General features: G+C 39.3%; 15 protein-coding genes. 13 read left to right on the forward strand and 2 right to left on the reverse strand.

Features of this window, described 5'->3' with window-relative positions; genetic code table 11:
* Positions 1 to 49: 49 nt before the first annotated feature.
* From VPHSUH08_RS04770 to VPHSUH08_RS04815, 10 genes are all read left to right on the forward strand, one after another.
* The gene (locus tag VPHSUH08_RS04770; RefSeq protein WP_105086443.1) at positions 50 to 736 is read left to right on the forward strand and encodes a Crp/Fnr family transcriptional regulator; all 687 of its coding nucleotides are present in this window, start codon (positions 50 to 52) and stop codon (positions 734 to 736) included.
* A gap of 71 nt (positions 737 to 807) precedes the next feature.
* Entirely contained in the window at positions 808 to 4,485 is a 3,678-nt protein-coding gene (locus VPHSUH08_RS04775) for a nitrate reductase subunit alpha (RefSeq protein WP_105086898.1), read from the forward strand.
* The gene (gene narH / locus VPHSUH08_RS04780; protein WP_004697947.1) at positions 4,475 to 5,908 is read left to right on the forward strand and encodes a nitrate reductase subunit beta; all 1,434 of its coding nucleotides are present in this window, start codon (positions 4,475 to 4,477) and stop codon (positions 5,906 to 5,908) included. Before VPHSUH08_RS04775 ends, narH begins: the two co-directional genes overlap by 11 nt.
* Positions 5,901 to 6,425: a nitrate reductase molybdenum cofactor assembly chaperone gene (gene narJ / locus VPHSUH08_RS04785; RefSeq protein ID WP_004697895.1), complete on the forward strand. Its 525-nt coding sequence runs from the start codon at positions 5,901 to 5,903 to the stop codon at positions 6,423 to 6,425. Before narH ends, narJ begins: the two co-directional genes overlap by 8 nt.
* Entirely contained in the window at positions 6,422 to 7,093 is a 672-nt protein-coding gene (gene narI, locus VPHSUH08_RS04790) for a respiratory nitrate reductase subunit gamma (RefSeq protein ID WP_004697658.1), read from the forward strand. Before narJ ends, narI begins: the two co-directional genes overlap by 4 nt.
* A 324-nt stretch (positions 7,094 to 7,417) precedes the next feature.
* Positions 7,418 to 8,020 carry a hypothetical protein gene (locus tag VPHSUH08_RS04795; protein WP_021147669.1) on the forward strand — a complete coding sequence of 201 codons (603 nt, stop codon included), beginning with the start codon at positions 7,418 to 7,420 and terminating at the stop codon, positions 8,018 to 8,020.
* Between the two features lie 277 nt (positions 8,021 to 8,297).
* Positions 8,298 to 9,569: a putative porin gene (locus VPHSUH08_RS04800; protein ID WP_105086900.1), complete on the forward strand. Its 1,272-nt coding sequence runs from the start codon at positions 8,298 to 8,300 to the stop codon at positions 9,567 to 9,569.
* Between the two features lie 138 nt (positions 9,570 to 9,707).
* A complete protein-coding gene (locus tag VPHSUH08_RS04805) occupies positions 9,708 to 10,313 on the forward strand; it encodes a hypothetical protein (RefSeq protein ID WP_021147671.1) in 606 nt (201 codons plus the stop codon).
* 291 nt (positions 10,314 to 10,604) lie between these two features.
* Positions 10,605 to 11,810, forward strand: coding sequence for an MFS transporter (locus tag VPHSUH08_RS04810; protein WP_008715280.1), 1,206 nt, complete (start codon positions 10,605 to 10,607; stop codon positions 11,808 to 11,810).
* 174 nt (positions 11,811 to 11,984) lie between these two features.
* Positions 11,985 to 12,869 carry a LysR family transcriptional regulator gene (locus tag VPHSUH08_RS04815; RefSeq protein ID WP_021147672.1) on the forward strand — a complete coding sequence of 295 codons (885 nt, stop codon included), beginning with the start codon at positions 11,985 to 11,987 and terminating at the stop codon, positions 12,867 to 12,869.
* A gap of 140 nt (positions 12,870 to 13,009) precedes the next feature.
* Here the strand turns inward: VPHSUH08_RS04815 and VPHSUH08_RS04820 are convergent, their stop codons facing one another.
* Entirely contained in the window at positions 13,010 to 13,624 is a 615-nt protein-coding gene (locus VPHSUH08_RS04820; protein ID WP_105086901.1) for a LysE/ArgO family amino acid transporter, read from the reverse strand.
* A gap of 135 nt (positions 13,625 to 13,759) precedes the next feature.
* Complete coding sequence (locus VPHSUH08_RS04825) at positions 13,760 to 14,800, reverse strand: YeiH family protein (RefSeq protein ID WP_105086902.1); 1,041 nt, start codon at positions 14,798 to 14,800, stop codon at positions 13,760 to 13,762.
* A gap of 347 nt (positions 14,801 to 15,147) precedes the next feature.
* Between VPHSUH08_RS04825 and VPHSUH08_RS04830 the strand changes: the two genes are divergently transcribed.
* The 3 genes from VPHSUH08_RS04830 to bioA all read left to right on the forward strand — a co-directional run bounded on the left by VPHSUH08_RS04830 (position 15,148) and on the right by bioA (position 18,589).
* Positions 15,148 to 15,693, forward strand: coding sequence for a carbonic anhydrase (locus VPHSUH08_RS04830; protein ID WP_038125766.1), 546 nt, complete (start codon positions 15,148 to 15,150; stop codon positions 15,691 to 15,693).
* Positions 15,694 to 16,245: 552 nt separating this feature from the next.
* Positions 16,246 to 16,998, forward strand: a complete 753-nt coding sequence (bioD, locus tag VPHSUH08_RS04835; protein ID WP_105086903.1) for a dethiobiotin synthase — start codon at positions 16,246 to 16,248, stop codon at positions 16,996 to 16,998.
* 202 nt (positions 16,999 to 17,200) lie between these two features.
* On the forward strand, positions 17,201 to 18,589 hold the full coding sequence (bioA, locus tag VPHSUH08_RS04840) for an adenosylmethionine--8-amino-7-oxononanoate transaminase (RefSeq protein ID WP_105086904.1): 1,389 nt from the start codon (positions 17,201 to 17,203) through the stop codon (positions 18,587 to 18,589).
* Positions 18,590 to 18,690 lie beyond the last annotated feature (101 nt).

Raw genomic sequence — 18,690 nt, forward strand, 5'->3', positions numbered from 1 at the left:
AGTATAACTAATGGATTTTATTTTAAAAGTACAATGGAGTGGTAAAGGTATGGATAAAAATTTAATTAACCAATTACTTGCTTTGCCGGGCGAGGAACTCCATCTTAAAAAAGGTGATTTTCTCTTCCACGAGGGGGACAAGGCAGAACACTTTTACGTAGTGTTAAAAGGTAGAATGAGCATTAAGAAATTCGAATCTAGTGGGCACATTTTTGCGTTGCGTCTAGTAGGTCCGAATAATGTAATTGGTGAGGTTCCGTTGTATGAGGAGAACACAAGAACTTATGTGTTCAACGCCATCGCTCGGGAGGATTGCTCTGTTTATTCCATTCGCTATGATGTGTTAGAGCCAGCTATTGCAAAAGATCATTCATTGGCTATTGCGATGATGCAAATCTACACATTACATATGCGTCGTCAACAGGCAAAATACCGAGACTTGCTACTATATGGCAAGAAGGGAGCATTTTATTCTACCTTGTTGCGCTTAGCCAATAGTTATGGTGTAGAGCGCGAGGATGGTATCTTTATCGATATCGCCCTAACAAATCAAGAGTTGGCTGAATTTGCTGCCACATCAAGAGAAAGTTTAAATCGCATGCTAAGTGAGTTGCGTAAGTTGGGCTATGTAGCCTATGACAAACACCATCTAGTAATCTGTGATTTTGATGCTTTAATCGGATTGCTTGATTTAGAGGTTGATAATATAGACCCTAATATTAGTAATATCGAATAACAGTATTTTCTCCTTTGTGTTAGCTCAGCTAGCACAAAGGATTTTTTTGTAGTTTTGAAGGAGGACACGAGATGAGCTTGTTGTCTCAAAAGTTTAAGTTTCTTCGCAAGAAGAACGTATCTCCAAGCGGCCATCAAATAACTGAAGATGGCGGTCGCGAGTGGGAAAATTTTTATCGTGACCGTTGGTCTTACGATAAAGTTGTCCGCACAACGCATGGCGTAAACTGTACTGGTTCTTGTAGCTGGAATATCTACGTTAAGAATGGTGTTGTAGCGTGGGAAAATCAGGCTACTGATTACCCTGAAACACCAGATGATATGCCGGATTACGAACCACGTGGGTGCCCTCGTGGTGCAACATTCTCTTGGTATCTCTATAGCCCATTGCGCGTAAAATATCCATATGTGCGCGGCGAATTGGCTGAGCTTTGGAGAGAAGCTAAAAAGCATGCTAAGAACCCAATCGAAGCTTGGAAATCTATCGTAGAAGATCCTGAAAAAGCGAAGAAATACAAATCTGCCCGTGGTATGGGTGGCTTTGTGCGCTCCACATGGGATGAAGCGACAGAAATTACTGCTGCATCCTTATTATATACTGCAAAAACATACGGCCCTGACCGCAACGCAGGCTTCTCTGTAATTCCAGCGATGTCCATGTTGTCCTATGCAGCAGGTGCTCGTTTCCTTAACTTAATGGGTGGTTCACCATTGTCTTTCTATGACTGGTATGCCGATTTACCACCTTCTAGCCCTCAAGTTTGGGGTGAACAAACTGATACACCTGAATCTGGTGACTGGTACAATGCTGGTTACATCATGACTTGGGGTTCTAACGTACCATTGACTCGTACGCCAGATGCTCACTTCTTAACAGAGGTTCGTTACAAAGGTACAAAAGTAGTATCCGTATCCCCTGACTATGCGGAATCTACAACTTCTTCCGATGCTTGGCTCAATGTAAAAGCCGGCACTGATGCGGCTCTTGCTATGGCAATGGGCCACGTAATCTTAAAAGAATACTACATCGATAAAGAGACTCCATACTTCAAAGAGTATGCTAAAGAGTTCACAGATATGCCATTCCTTGTACGCGTTGAAGAAATCAACGGCACTGTACAACCAGGCCGCTTCTTGAATGCTAAGGATTTGGGTCGCCAAGAGGAAGGCGCTAACTTCCAAATGGTATTAATCGATGATACAACTAATGAAATCGTTGTTCCTAATGGTACAATGGGCGAACGTCACACAAATCCACAAAAATGGAACTTACGCCTTGAAAATCGCGATACAGGGGCTAAAATCGACCCTCGCTTATCCGTGTTTGATCAACGTGAAGATGTGACTGTTGTTAAGTTACCGTACTTTGGTGATGAAGAACACGAAGGTATTATTGAACGCGCTATTCCAACTATTACAGTACAAACTGTTGATGGTCCTGTGAAAGTGACTACTGTATACGATCTCATTCTTGCTAACTACGGTATTGACCGCGGTATCGGTGGTGAGGTAGCGACAGCTTACACTGACGACACACCTTATACACCTACATGGCAAGAAAAAATCACTGGTGTAAAAGCGGACATTGCTATTGCTACAGCACGTGAATTTGCAGATAATGCTGAAAAAACGAAAGGTCGTTCCATGATTATCATGGGCGGTGGTATCAACCACTGGTACCATGCCGATGTTATTTACCGTACTATTTTGAACCTTATCATGTTCTGTGGTACAGAAGGCGTTAACGGCGGTGGTTGGGCCCACTACGTAGGTCAAGAAAAGCTTCGTCCTGTTGAAGGTTGGGGTGGTATCATGACTGCCAATGACTGGAGTAAGGCTCCTCGTTTGCAAAATGGTACATCTTGGTTCTATTTTGCTACAGAACAATATCGTTCTGACTGCATCGACTTGGCAGACCGCGTATCTAAATTGGCTAAACCTCGCTATCGTCATCCTGGGGATTACAACGTCTTAGCAGCTCGTTTAGGTTGGTTGCCATCCTATCCTACTTTCAATAAAGGTAGCCAAGAATTGATTAATGATGCTCGTGCAGCCGGTGCTAGTACAGAAGCGGAAATCAACCAATATGTGGCACAAGCTTTGAAAAATAAAGATTTACAATTCTGTGTAGAGGATCCAGCAGCTAAAGAAAACCATCCACGTAACTTGTTTGTATGGCGTGCGAACCTTATCGGTTCTTCTTCTAAAGGCCACGAATACTTCTTGAAACATTTATTAGGCACAAAAAATGCCGTATTGGAAGATGATGATGCTCCTACACGTCCAGAAGAAATTAAATGGCGTGAAGCAGATGGTGCGGGTAAGCTTGATCTCTTAATTGATATCGACTTCCGTATGGCGTCTACAGGTTTATATTCTGATATCGTGTTCCCCGCAGCTACATGGTATGAAAAAGAAGACTTGTCTTCTACGGACATGCATCCATATGTACATGTATTCCAAGCAGCTGTTGATTGCGCATGGGAAACTAAATCCGACTGGGATACATTCCGCACTCTTGCAGAAACAGTATCTCGCGTAGCAAAAGAATCTGGCTTTACAGAATATGAAGATATTGTAGCTACTCCACTTGGCCATGATAGCCCAGGCGAAGTAGCGCAACCAGAAGGTAAAGTTCTTGATTGGAGTAAAGGCGAATGTGAACCAATCCCTGGTAAAACAATGCCGAACCTCGTTCATGTAAAACGCGATTACAGTCAGATCTTTGAAAAATACATTGCTTTAGGACCTAATATCGAAAATAAAATGGGTGCTCACGGTTTGGCGTGGGATGTATCTGACGAATATCAAACATTGTATGGTCAAAATGGTACGATTGATAATCCAGACTTCATTTCTCATGGCCGTCCAAGCATTTACGAATGTAAGGAAGCTTGTAATGTTGTATTAACATTATCTTCTTGTACAAATGGTAAATTAGCGGTTCGTTCTTGGAAAGCGATGGAAGAAAAAACAGGTCTTTCTGGGCTTGAAAAGAATGCAAAAGGTCGCGAACAAGAAAAGATTACTTTCGATGACATGGTTCGTCAACCACGCTTTATCATTAGCTCTGTAACAAGTACAGGTAAGAACGATAAAAACCGTCGTTATTCCCCATTTACAACATCTACAGAAGATAAGGTACCATTCCGTACTGTAACAGGTCGTCAATCGTTCTATTGTGATCATGAAATGATGCGCGACTATGGCGAAGCTATGGCATTGTACAAACCTGTATTGTCATATAAACCAGTACAAGGTGATTATAAACAAGAAGGTATTCCAGAAATTACGTTGAAATACTTAACACCACATAATAAGTGGTCTACACATAGTATGTATTTTGATAGCCAACAAATGTTAACATTATTCCGCGGAGGCCAAACAATTTGGCTCAACGAAGATGATGCAGCAGAAATTGGTGTTAAAGATAATGACTGGGTAGAAGCTTTCAATAAAAATGGTGTAGTTGCAGCTCGTGCAGTTGTATCTCCACGTATTCCTCGTGGCATTTCTTATATGCATCACTCCCAAGACCGTCACATCAACGTTCCTGGTACGCAAGTTAAGAAAGATCGTCGCGGTGGTACACACAATGCGCCAACACATATTCACATGAAGCCGACACACATGATCGGCGGTTATGGTCAATTGAGCTATGGCTTTAACTACTATGGCCCAACTGGTAACCAACGTGATATGACAATTGTGGCTCGTAAATTGAAGGAGGTGGATTGGCTTGAAGATTAAAGCTCAAGTATCCATGGTCCTAAATTTGGACAAGTGTTTAGGCTGTCATACATGCTCTATTACTTGTAAAAATACATGGACGAACCGCGAAGGCGCGGAATATATGTACTTTAATAACGTGGAAACCCGCCCTGGCGTGGGTTACCCACGTAATTGGGAAAACCAAGAGAAATGGAAGGGTGGCTGGACTCTCGATAAAAGCGGTAATTTGGCGCTTTCCACAGGCTCTAAAGGCTCTCGATTGATGAAGTTGTTCTATCATCCAGAACAACCAGAAATTACGGATTACTTTGAACCTTGGACATACGATTATGAAACATTGATTCATACCGGTCGTAAAAATAATCAACCTGTAGCACGTCCTCGTTCCTTGCTAACAAAGCAAAAAATGGAAGTAACATGGGGCCCTAACTGGGATGATGATTTGGCTGGTGGTCATCATGCACGGGAAGATGTGAACTTGGCTAAGATGGGTGATGATATCGTATTTGACTACGAAGAAGTATTCATGCGTTATTTACCACGTCTTTGTAACCACTGTTTGAATCCTGCATGTGTAGCAGCATGCCCATCCGGTGCTATCTACAAGCGTGATGAAGATGGTGTTGTACTTGTTTCTCAAGATGTATGCCGCGGTTGGAGACATTGCGTTCCATCTTGCCCATACAAAAAAATCTTCTATAACTGGGAAACGAATAAAGCTGAAAAATGCGTATTCTGTTATCCTCGTTTGGAAAATGGCTTGCCTCAAATCTGCGCTGAAACATGCGTAGGTCGTATGCGCTATGTTGGTGTAGTTTTATACGATATGGACAAAGTTCAAGAAATGGCAGCTACGAGGGATGAACAAGACATTTACCAAAATACAGTAGATTTAATCTTGGACCCTAATGATCCAGAGGTTATTAAAGCCGCTCGCGAAGCAGGTATCTCTGAAGCATTCTTGAAAGCAGCTAAAAAATCTCCTGTTTACAAGCTTGTAAAAGAATGGGGCGTTGCGTTGCCGTTGCATCCAGAGTATCGCACATTGCCAATGGTTTGGTATGTGCCACCGCTCAGCCCAATTTTACAACGTGTTACATCTGATGTATACTTGCCAGATGCACATGAAATGCGCGTGCCTGTACAATACTTAGCTAATATGTTTACTGCTGGTAATACAGATATTTTAGCTCGTGTATTACAACGCATTCTCGATATGCGTGAATACATGCGTCGCCGTGAAACAGGTGATGAAGCAATCGCTCATGAAGTAGATCTTACAGAAGAGCAAATGTATGCTATGTACAAATTGTTAGCCTTGTCTAAATATAATGATCGTTTTGTTATCCCATCCGATGTTAATGTATCTCGCGAAGGTCGCTTAGAAATGCAACACAATCGTGGTTTTGCATGCCCGACAGGGGGTTGCCATAATGGATGATGCACAAAAAATAGCTCTCATTGCTTCTTTTTTGCTTCGGTATCCAGATGAATCTTGGTACAATGAACTTGGTGAATGGAAAGAGGATACTCGCTCTGTTGAGCATCCTCAACTTCGCCAAGGATTGTTAGAGTTCTTTGATTACATTGAAGAAACGGATCGTAAGGCCTTTGAAGACCAATACGTACGTATCTTTGACTTCAGTCGTAATACGACGATGTACTTATCAACTTATGAATTGCAAGGTACAGGGGAACAAGCAGAGGAACTCGTTAAATATAAAGCCTTCTTCCTAGAAAATGGCTATGATTTACCAAAGGAGATGCCTGACTATATTCCAGCTATTCTAGAGTTATGCGCTGTTATCGAACCTGAAAAGGCTCGTGAAGTGTATGATTATTGTAAACCAAAGCTAGAATATATTAGGGATCGATTGATCGAAGCAAAACTGACCTATGCATTCTTATTTGATATCATATTGTCGGTTGCAAATGGATTGGAGGACGGTGCACGATGAATCTATTTTTATGGGGCGCTTTGCCATATATTGCGTTTACCTTCTTAATCGTAGGCACACTTGTTCGTTTCTTCTACTTTGAAAGAAACTGGACTACAAAATCAAGTGAATTTTTAGAGAAAAAACAATTACGTATTGCCAATCCATTGTTCCACTTTGGTTTGCTATGCGTTATCGGCGGTCACGTAGTAGGTGTATTAGTACCTAAAGCTTGGACTGCAGCTTTGGGTATCAATGACCATATGTACCATGAAGGTGCATTATATATGGGTGCTGTAGCGGGTATCATCTTCATCGTTGGTTTCTTGCTCTTGATGAAACGTCGCTTTACTGTACCTGCTATGAAAGTAAATACATCTGGCCTTGATAAATGGTTATATTTATTCTTAACATTAGCTATTTTTAGTGGTATGGCTGGTACATTGCTTAATGCATCTGGCTTCTTTGACTACCGTGTATCCATCGGCCCATGGTTCCGTAGCTTACTATCCTTTATGCCTGATCCATCCTTGATGGAAGGCGTACCATTCATGTTTAAATTCCACATGTTGGCATGGATGGTGGTTGCTATTATCTTCCCATTCAGCCGTTTGGTACACTGCTTGAGTGTTCCACTCAACTACTTAACACGTCCGTTTATCGTATATCGTAAACGGGATCAAAAATAATTAGGATGATGATTAATTTGTATGCCTATATATAATAGGATTCATTAATCTATGGCCCCTTGTAGTGGTGAAAGCATATGCTCACAACTATGAGGGGCTTTTTATTTACCGATTCTGTATTAGTAGATTACAATGTATTCCCTGTAGAGAAGAAATTTATTCATTGTAATAAGCTTAGAATGACTATAATAAGTATTTTAATTTAGAATTATTCTTATAATATATACTATGTATCTAATATAAGTAATCTACAAAATTCGATTTAAATGATAAACTATATCGTATAGATTGAATTTTTTAGGTATTATTTTCGAGAGGTATATGATGAATCAAGTTGAAACAAAACAGAAAAAAAGTATTTACCATATCTTTGTATGGATTGCTATTTTCTCCTTAGTTATGATCGGTTTATTAGAGTGGGGTTACATCGCAGGTGGTCGTGCCTTTGGTAACTATAAAGTGTATACGGGTCTTGTGCCATGGTGTGTATGGATCGTCATGACCTATTTAACGACTCGCCCTAAATGGTTTACAAGCCGCTATAATTTAGGTGACATGTATAAGGTACACCGTGCATTAGGTATTGCCACTGTAGCTGTTATTGCATTCCATTTATATCTCTATTTTGGTAAAGCGGCTAAATCCATCCTTGGTTGGTGGGGCGGATATGTGGCTCTTACCTCCTTTAGTATTGCTACAATCTCTGGCCTTGCGTTTTTAACTCCAAAACTTAGAAAGGTTACACCATCTGGTCGTAATGTAGGTATTTGGTTACATCGATTAAATCTTGTAGCACTTGTTGCTGCAGATATCCATATTCATGGTTTTAATCGTATTTCTAAAATGGTGCCATTTTTACAAGTGTTTGATATCATTACATACGGTCTCGTTCTTTACTGCATTTACTTGATATTTAAAAAGAAATAATATGAATTACTAGAATCCCTTCTGTATCATGCAGAAGGGATTTTTCGTTACATTTATAGTTTCTAGTAAATTAACATAGGATATTAACATAGGATCTTAACATAGGATATTATCAGTTTGAGTCATAAATGATTTTGAGATTGATATACATTTTCCCTTTACTCATATAATGAAAATTGTTATTATCTGTATGTTAAACATGATAATGATAATTAGGTTCACAGATTCATTATCTATTCATTTTTATTCTTGTTATTTTTATTGTGTGAGGTTTAGTATGATTAAACGTAAAATGATCAGTGCTTTTGCAGTGGCTGCCATGATGGGTGTGGCTACAGCTTTTGCTGTTAACCCATTTTCTGATGTTCCTTCTGATAGCTGGGCTTATCAAGCAGTAGATCAATTGGCTACAGCTGGTATTATCAATGGATATCCTGATGGTACTTTCAAAGGCCAAAATAACATTACTCGTTACGAAATGGCCCAAATGATTGCGAAAGGTATGGCTAATCAAGATCGGGCAAATGCGGAACAACAAGCTATGTTAAATCGCTTGGCGGATGAATTTTCTAATGAATTGAATACACTCGGTGTGCGTGTAGCTAAATTGGAAGACCGCGTAGGCAATGTAAAAGTTACTGGTGATGCTCGTATCAATTATATCGGTAAAGAGGGTGGCGATGGTTATGATTACGAAGATAAGATCACAGCTCGTGTACGTTTAGGTCTCGACGCAAAGGTTAATAAAAATACCTCTGTTAAAGCCCGTATTACATCAGGTTCTATTGAGCTAGGTGATAGCTCTAAAGAGGCACAAGCTAATTGGGATTTAGCATATGTAGAGCACAAATTCGGTAAAAATGTTGTGGTCGATGCGGGTCGCTATACTCAAAAATTTGGTGGTGGCTTGATTTATAGCTCTAACTTTGATGGGGTAGGCGCTACAGCTAAGCTTGGTGATAAAGTTACATTAAATGGCGCTTATGGTTACATGACAGCAGGTCGTTTTGCTAAGACTAGTAAAGCTGATAATGGTGATGTAGGTCTTATCAATGCTAATGTAGCTGTTAATGATCGCTTTGGTTTTGGTGGTATGTTTGCTCATGTAGGTACAACGAATGTACGTATGGGTAATGGCAAGAAAAATAACGAATTCGATAATGTATATGGATTTAATGCTAAGTATAATATTGGTAAATTCGGTATTGATGGCGAGTGGGTAAAAGCATCTGGCTTGAGTGATTCCGATATTTGGAACGTTGGCGTTAAATGGGGCGACTATAAAATTAATAAGAAGAACTCTTGGGCTATCCGATTAGATTACTTTGATCAAGCTAAGAATGCACCTGTATTTAAAACACAAAAATATGAATCTAATGATTTATTAAAGAAAACACGGTATGAAGGCTATAAAGCATGGCAATTAGGTGCATCCTACGCACCAGAGAAAAATATCGGCATTAATGCATACTACGGCTTCAATGCTAAAACACAAGAAGGCAATCGCGTAAATGATTACTATCGTGCGGATCTTAACTTCAAATTCTAATTTAATGATTGGATTTTAAGTTAATCAGTAATTAGTTCTAAGTAGAATGCTATAGGGTGAGAGTGTTTTATTAGCATGCTACATTAGGCCAAACTAGATGTATACTTGTAGATTGTATAAGACATAGAGAGGTTTATTATGGCAGAAGTTGTAAAAAAACAGTTTAAGAGTAAATACCATATTTTAATTTGGATTGCAGTTTTATCCTTAATATTTATGGGCATGGTGGAATATGGTTATGTAACAGGTGGTAGATCATTCGGCAATTGGAAGGTTCACTTAGGCCTTATTCCTTATGTTGCATGGCTTGTATTAACATACATTGCAACAAAACCAAAATGGTTTATCAAACGATACAATCCAAAAGAAATGTTTGAAATTCATCGCATCGTAGGTATTGTTAGTGTGGTTCTCGTATGTGCACACTGGTATGTATACTTCTTGAAAGCTTTGAAATCCTTCTTAGGATTCTGGGGTGGTTATATCTCCCTTGTGGCTATGTTTATTGCTCTTATCTTTGCGATATTATACTTAACACCTTGGGTAGGGAATATGGCAAAATCTGTATCTCGTAAAAAAGCAATCTGGATTCATCGCTTGAATCTTGTTGCTATTATTGCGGCAAATATCCATGTTCATGGATTTGGACGTTTATCTAAAATGGTGCCATTCTTACCTGTGTTTGACGTAGTGACTTATGCGCTTGTTATTTACTATATTTATTGGATGTTCAAACAAAAATAATATATCGTAGGCATCTCTTTCTTTGGTAAAAGTAGGAGAATCACACGATAAAAAAGACCATCGCTGACCCTTATGGGTATAAGCGATGGTCTTTTTAGGTTGTTTGCGATACAATAGAATTATAAGTATATATTCTATGGATTTATGTAAATATATGCTGTTGCATTCTTTTGAGGTAAGATTAAAAATCTGTTCTATAAACATTTCTTTTGTATTATAGTATTCTTTAGCTCATATCGATATGTATATTACTACCTTTATAGGTAATTTTAAATAAGAAAGAAGGATATTATGGATTCTTCTTGGAAACGAATTATATACCTAATCTGTACTATACAGGTTGGTGGGGGTATAACAATTATTGGTGTATTATCCTTTCTTCCGTTATTTTTAGCTGAGCTAGGTCTTCATGATCCAGGAGAAGCCGCCATGTGGGCAGGCCTTGTATCAGGTGTAACGCCTTGTATGGTGGCACTGAGTGCACCCTATTGGTCGCGTAAGGCTAATCAGCTTGGTCCGCGTAAGGTGATGATGTTCATCTTGTTTACCCTGATGGTGACTGTTGGCGCCTGTGCTTTTACACAAACACCATGGCAGTTATTAATGTTACGTATATTGCAAGGTGTGGTAGGGGGCTATGTTCCAATAGGATTGGCTATTATTATTCTCGTAACCCCTGAAAATAAGGTACCTTGGGCAATGGGCTTATATCAAGCCTCCATGGTTATGGGCCTCGTTTTTGGACCACTCATGGGTGGTTTGGTGGCGGACTTATTAGGTTATCGTGCACCATTTGTTATGTTCTCAGCCTTAACAGGGCTTTGTATGTTGGGAATTTATCTATTCATGCCTAATCTACAGTTTGAGCATAAGGTAGATGCTAGAGAGTCGCAGCTGTCTCTAATTAAATCCTTTTTGGTCATACCTCGAGTTCGCCTCTTGGTAGGGCTATTGTTCTTATGTAATTTTGGTATTACTGGTATTGGTCCCATTTTACCACTATACATTAAGCACTATATGCATATGAATGATGAGTTTGTAGCCACTATTGTTGGTATAATCATCTTTGGCGCCGGTTTGTTTAGTGCTTTAGCTTCAATCTCCATTGGCAAGATAACAGAACGTTTAACCATGCCTCGTATTGTTTTTACTGCTACATGGGCTGTAGGGACTTTGTTTATACTTCAATATATAATGCCTAGTATATGGGGCCTTGGCATATTCCGTGCCATTGCAGGATTCTTCATGGGTTTTATTACACCGATTGCCAATACGCTCATATCCAAGGCGGTTCCTATTGAGCGACGAGGTATCGTGTTTGGTGCGGTGTCTAGTGTGGCCATGATGGGAAATGTATTGGGGCCTGTCCTTAGTGGCATGATTGCTCGTGCCTTTGGGTACGGGGCGGTCTTTTGGTCTACAGCAGCTATATTCTTTGTAGCGGCGCTGTTTATTTATCGTAGTTTAGTTATTCCCAGTGAAAGTCAATCGGCATAGCTGATTTGCTTTCACCGTTTTAGACATAGTTAAATATATTTAGTAGTATGTATAGAATCTATAAATACTATGTAGAGGAAATGTATGGCAAACTCCAATATGGGGCCGTATGTTGCGAAATGTTTCAAAGATATTGAGCTGTCTAATCTGCAAGAGAGATGAGAGTGCATCGTTATGTTATTAAAACAATTAGAGTATTTTGTGTGTGTAGTAGATAACAACAGTTTTACACAAGCTGCAACTGAGCAATATGTATCTCAATCTGCTATATCTCAGCAAATCAAAGCTCTTGAAAATAGCCTTGGTGTTGAATTAATGGTTCGAGAGAAACGAAGTTTTCATCTAACACCAGCAGGACAATATTTATATCGATCTGGTAAGAAGCTATTAGAACGGTTCCATGATATTAAGGTAGAAACGACGCGCATTGGTACAGATGCACGGGTGAGTTTGCGCATTGGCTATTTGAACCGTTATAGTGGGATTGCTATGCAGCAAACTGTGATTCGCATGGCAAAGCGTTATAAAAATTTAGATATTCGTATGTACAGCGGCAGCCATGAAGAGCTATATGGCATGCTCAGCGATCGTCGTGTAGATGTAGTATTTAATGATCAATGGCAAATTTTATCTGATGATTTTGAAAGTCATTTAATTGATAAAGCCACTACATTTATAGAGGTACCACAAGGATATACTAATGAAGATTGTGTAGAACTAAAGCATATCGATGATTTACCACTTATTTTATTGTGTCGCGGGAAATATACCTTGTCTGAAGAGGAACACTATCGCAAAGCCATAGGTTATAATGGCGCCTTCGCTTATGCTCGCACGTTAGAAGAAGCACGATACCTGGTTGCAGGGCAGCAAGGGCTATTACTATTAGATTGTTTTAAATACTTAACAGATCCTATGCCAGGTATCGAGCGTAAGGTATTGACGAATCATGGTAAGCCTATGGAACGCCACTACTACTTTATATCGCAACGAAATCAAAATAATTCGTATATTGTAGCTCTTAGAGATATGTTCCGGCAGGTACTTGAAGAATTATAAATGAGATTATAAATGAAAAAGTCGTTAACAACTTGTTAACGACTTTTTTCTTTTTCTGTACATCATTTATTTGTATTTTTCTTATATAGTTATGATGGTATTAGTGATTTAGACTTTTCTTTGTATCTATGAGTATAACCTTACAAAAAGGCTCTTAACATCATGAAGCCATCAATAGATAGTTTGATACCATAAATGACGAGAACCGAACCACAGAAACGGTTAATCCATGCCATATGAGTAATTTTAATTTTTTTAGCTAGTAGATGCATTGTAGTAGCTAGAGAACCAAACCAAATTGGTGTCATAACTAAGAAACCAGCGAAGAAGTGGTAGATGCTTTCTTTTGGAATATTAGCTTGAAAAGCACCGAGCATCATTGTCGCATCTAGAATGGCTTGAGGATTGCCCCATGATACCGCAATGGCTGAGACAATAATTTTTCTAATTGGGATATGTGTGTCCACATTGTGCATGTCTGGTTCAGTTTTAAATATATTAAAGCCCATATAAACAATGAGGAGGCCTCCAAAGAGGAGAACTATGAGCTTTGTGAGTGGCCACATTTCAAGAACGGCACCAATACCATAGAAGGCGGCAGCACTTAAACTCATGTCAAAAAACGCTAGTATGATTAGCGTCAATATAATGCGACGGACAGGTTGCACCAAGGCCGTATTAATAATGAAGAGGTTTTGCATGCCAACAGGGGCAAACGTAGCGAGGCCGACAAGAAGTCCTTGTAAGAAGTACATATTAACCCTCCTGACTATGGTATGATAAAGTACTAATAAGGTGAATAGTAGCACGAAACCCCTCCATTACTGGAGGGGTCCTTACTATTCTATTCATATATAATTATAACATAATATACAATATATGTATATTTTCTACCATAAACCTATCATATGTTGTGCCATAAGGCTTACGGCGGAGATAGCAATCCAGCAACAAGCGCCTAAGGCTAGGGCAGAGCCGCCGGATTTTAATAATTTTACAATATTTGTATTAAGGCCGATTGCTACCATGGCCATTGTAATAAAGTATTTGGAAATTGTTTTGAAGATACTCAAGAATTGAATATCTACATTAGCATAGGATAATGCTGTTGTAATAAGGGAGCAAAGTACAAAGTATAAAACGAATCTTGGGAAAATCTTAGCAATACTAACGTTTGCACCATCTGTCTGAGAGGCATTTTTCTTGGCTTTGTATACTTGATAACTAGCGAGGCCTAAACATATAGGAATAATAGCTAGGGTACGTGTTAGCTTTACGATAGTAGCATATTCCAAAACTTGAGTGCCCGTACCTTTCATACTATCCCATACAGCAGCTGTTGCTGTTACAGAAGAAGTATCGTTAACTGCAGTACCAGCGAACAATCCAAAGCCCATGTTAGAGAGTCCAATGGCGTCGCCTAATTGAGGAAATACGAAGGCGGCTACTACATTGAAGAAGAATACAACAGAGATTGCTTGTGCAATATCGTGATCCTCTGCTTTAATAACTGGTGCCGCTGCAGCAATAGCGGAACCACCACAAATGGATGAACCAACACCGATGAGAACAGCTGAGTTAGAGTCAATATGGGTTAATCGATAAATAATATAGGATACGATTAACGATGTAGCGATGGTAGAAATGATGACAGGTAAAGAAATCCAACCTACATGTAGAATCTGTGTAATGTTAAGACCAAAGCCCAACAAAATAACGGCCCACTGTAAAATCTTTTTGGATGTAAATCCAATGCCAGCACCTGTTTTTTCCCGTTTCCAAGAGGTGAAGATAGAACCGATAATTATACCTAAAATGATGGCAAAGATTGGACTACCTACTAGATGAAATTGCTGTCCTAGTAGCCAACAAGGAATAGCGAGAATGGCACAGAGCAAAATGCCTGGCAACGTTTTTTGATTGATACCCATTATAAAACCTCCTTACTGTACATACAGTTCACGTCATATGCGGTATCATGTGGCGTTTGCTTTCTATAGTGTTAATAGTACCATAGGAAGGGTTTTTAAATCTACTATATATGTCAGAATTATACAGAATATTCATCGCATTTTTGAAGTTTTTATATGATTGATATAAATAAAAACAAATTATAAGATAGAAGTTAATATTATTGAGTTAAAGATTTTGTATAATCGTAAAATTCATAATAATAATTTATAAGTTGAAATTTAAACTTGTTTTGTGATGAATAAGGTGTATATAATGAATAGAATCTATTTCAGGTGGGAATAGAGTATATAAAGTGAGGACCCTTATGATTGATATTACAAAAATAATTGAAACCAATAAAGAATATGTGAAACAACACCCTGAGCTACCAAAGGCAAGATTAACAAGCCATCCTACAAAAAAGTTAGGCATCGTAACTTGTATGGATACCCGCTTAGTAGGTATGCTAGAAGAAGCACTAGGCTTTAATCGAGGTGAGATAATTGTCATCAAAACTGCAGGAAATAGTGTAACACAACCTATCGATAACATCGTGCAAAGCTTGCTCGTTGCTACCTATGGTATGGAAATTGAAGATGTGCTAATCATCGGTCATGAAAACTGCGGTATGATTGATTTTTCTGCTACAACATTCATGGAATCTATGAAAGCGAAAGGTATTAGTGAAGATGCTATTCGCATGATTGAACCGGGCCTTATCGACTGGATGGATCGATTCCATATCTCTGAAGACAATGTAATTTATACAGTTAACTTCCTACGCCACCATCCACTATTTCCAAAAGGAATGGGGTTCTATGGAGGCATGATGGATCCTGATACAGGCGAATTCCGTTATATTGAGATTTAGTGGTGGCCTCGATGGGGCCCCATTAGATAATTACATTTAGGTAAAAAAGAGTGATGACTAATCTCTACGCTCCAAAGCGAGCTAAGTCGCTAATCGATTAGTCATTACTCTTTTTATAACTGTATTTGTGAACTCGTCCCATCGAGTCTATCCATAAATCAATAAAACAAAATTCACTGTATCAAAAGAGAAAGGGAATGGCTTAGCCATTCCCTTTCTCTTTTCCCATATAGCCAACCTATTATTATCGTATTCAAAGTAGCGGTCTGTGACTCTATGGGACTAATACTGCGATAATGTTATAAAAAGCTGTGTTCCTAAGCGAAGTGCGACTTAGTTTACTATGGAGCGCGGAGGTTAGGGACACAGCTTTTTAGCTAAAATGTAGCGATGTATTCGGGACCCATAGAGTCATAGCATCGTAAACTTGAACAGTAATAATAGGTTGACTATATATTCCTTTTCGCTGTATATTGTAATTAGATTGTAAACTTAATTATATAAATTAGTTAACCTATGCGGCAGTAAGTATTCGCTTGAGAGGAGCTTTGTATGAAGCAGTTAGGTATTTCTATAATTGGTACAGATACAGATGTAGGTAAGACGTTTGTGACAGGGTTATTGGGGGCGATGGCTGTAGACGATGGCTTTGCTGTTGGTATGGTGAAACCTGTGTCTTCTAGTGCAGTTCCTTTCCCTGAATGTGTGACGATGGATGAGGATAATTATAATATTGGCCTTGAGAGTAAAGATGCAACACATTTGATGCGCTCGGCAGGTATTTCTGAATCTCGTCGTCATGAAGTGAATCCTTATGCTATTGCCGGTGATTTCTCTCCTCGCCTTGCAGCGGAATTGGCTGGTATCGAGATTGACTATGATGGCCTTGTAGAACATACATTAGATGTAGTGAGTCGCTATGACATAACCTTTGTAGAAGGTGCAGGCGGTATCACGACCCCTCTCTATGGAGATAAAACTTTCACGGATTTTATGAAAGATATCAAATTATCAGCTATTGTTGTAGCAGATGGTCGCCTTGGATCTATTAATCGCGCCGTTTTGACTTGCGAATATGCTAAGTTGCATGGTATCGAGGTGAAAGCTATTATCGTAAATGATACAACAGCTGTAGATCTGTTTTTGTTGAAAACAAATGTGGCAGATATGGAGCGTTACACAGGTGTTCCTGTAGTAGCTGTAGTGCCGCCATACCAAGGTCCGGATATTCACAAGGTTCAACTTGGTTGGGCTCGATCTTTTATTGATTCCAAGGAATTATGGAACACAGTATTAGGTCTATAAATAATAATTGGCTGATTTTATATTAGCTATAGTAATTTAGTATATATTAACAGTGATTTTGAGTACATATTAACAGTGATTTTGAGACGTATTAAATTTGTAATTTAGCATACCTTAGATAGGGCAATTTAATTTAGTTTATATAAGGTATATGTAATAGAGAGTTATAGTTTGTAAAGCTTAGTAAGTATGAGGTGACGAAATGGCAAAGAAACAGCTTTCACAAGCAGCACAATGGGACCACGAGTTTGTATGGCATCCATTTACACAAATGCAAGATTGGCTAGCACAAGAACCAGTAGTAATTGAACGCGGTGAGGGGGTATACCTCATCGATGAAAACGGTAAAAAGTATTACGATGGCGTATCCTCTTTGTGGGTTAATATTCATGGTCACAACCATCCTGTATTGAACCAAGCATTGAAGGATCAAATCGATAAAATTGCGCATAGCACGTTATTAGGCCTCGTAAGCCCTCCGTCTGCACAATTGTGTAAAGAACTTGTAGAGCTTGCTCCAGAAGGCTTAGATAAAGTATTCCTCTCTGATGATGGCAGTACGGCTATCGAAGTGGCTATTAAAATGGCGTACCAATACCGTCAACAAGTAGGGCAAACGAAAAAGACTAAGTTTATTGCCCTCAATGCAGGCTATCATGGGGATACATTAGGTACCGTATCCGTAGGTGGTATTCAATTATTCCACCAAGTATTCCATAATCTATTATTTAAACCATTAACATTGCCAAGTCCTGGTGTGTATAGAGATTTGGCAGATCGAGATAAAGCCTTTGAAGAGTCGTTGACTGAATTGGAACGCATACTTAACGAAGAAGGTGATGAAATCACAGCTCTTGTTATGGAACCATTGGTGCAAGCAGCAGCGGGCATGCTCGTAATGCCTCACGGCTATTTGAAACGAGTTCGTGAGTTAACAGAACAACACGATGTATTCCTCATCGTTGACGAAGTAGCTACAGGCTTTGGTCGGACTGGTAAATTCTTTGCTTGCGAGCATGAAGGGGTATCTCCAGATTTTATGACCTTATCGAAAGGCATCACTGGTGGGTATCTTCCATTAGCGGCAACATTGACTACAAAACGCGTATTCGATGCATTCCTCGGCACCTTTGAGGAAAAGAAAACATTCTATCATGGTCACTCCTATACTGGTAATGCCTTGGCCTGTGCCGTTGCGTTGGCTTCTTTGAAAGTATTTCGTGATGAAAATGTAATTGAACAATTGCCGGCTAAAGTAGAAGCTTTCACAAAGGCTCTAGAACCTATTAAATCTTTGAAGCATGTTAAAGAGGTTCGTCAGCGGGGCCTCATCGTAGGTATTGAACTTGAAAAAGATGTGTCCACCCACGAAGCGTATCGCCCAAATGATGCGGTAGGTGCTAAGGTGGCAATCCTTGCCCGTGAACAAGGTCTTATTTGCCGCCCTATTGGCGACGTGGTTATCCTCATGCCTCCATTGGCATCGACTGTGGAACAATTAGAGGACATGGTTCGTATTGTGGGTGAAAGTATCCAACGTGCCACTGAGGAAGAGGGGATACTTGAAGATATGCGTCCAATTATTTTGTAATGCTAAATTAATTATTGAAAAGCTACACCTATTGTCTTTTGTTAGTAGTTTAAGGCAATGGAGTGTAGTTTTTTGCATAACATAGCGAAATTTCGTCATAT

It is taken from the genome of Veillonella sp. S13054-11, from assembly GCF_002959795.1.
Classification (GTDB): domain Bacteria; phylum Bacillota; class Negativicutes; order Veillonellales; family Veillonellaceae; genus Veillonella; species Veillonella parvula_E.